Origin of the sequence: Streptomyces sp. Isolate_45 (genome assembly GCF_024721315.2) — a bacterium.
In the GTDB taxonomy this organism is placed as follows: domain Bacteria; phylum Actinomycetota; class Actinomycetes; order Streptomycetales; family Streptomycetaceae; genus Streptomyces.
In genome coordinates, this window is sequence record NZ_JANFAK020000403.1 from 1 (window position 1) to 546 (window position 546).

Here is a 546-nt window from a genome sequence, read left to right on the forward strand (position 1 = left end):
GTACTCCTCGGCCACCCGCAACGCCGTGTCCAGCGCACGGGTATGAGCACCCATGTCCTCATGGACCTTGAAGCCGCTGGCTCCGCCCTCGGCCAGCGCCTCGACCAGCGGGGCGGCGTCCGAGGAGGAGCCGCGGGCCAGGAAGCCGATGTTGACCGGCCAGGCGTCGAAGGCGTTGAAGGCGTGCTTCAGCGCCCACGGGGAGTTGACGCCGACGCCCCAGACCGGGCCGAACTCCTGGCCGATGATCGTGGTGACGCCCGCGGCGAGCGAGGCCTCCATGATCCGCGGGGAGAGCAGGTGGACGTGGGTGTCGACGGCTCCGGCGGTGGCGATCATGCCTTCGCCGGACACGATCGAGGTTCCGGTGCCGACGACGACGTCGACGCCGTCGAGGGTGTCGGGGTTGCCGGCCCGGCCGATCGCGTGGATGCGGCCCTCCCGGATGCCGATGGACACCTTGCGGATGCCGAGGACCGCGTCGATGACCAGGACGTTGCTGATCACCACGTCACAGGTCTCACGGACCGCCGCCGCCTTCAGGTG

1 protein-coding gene is annotated in these 546 nt (G+C 70.3%); it reads right to left on the reverse strand.

The window, feature by feature from the left end; translation table 11 throughout:
• Positions 1 to 546: amidohydrolase family protein (locus NOD94_RS41315; protein ID WP_281211379.1), on the reverse strand; the 546-nt coding region annotated here is incomplete at both ends.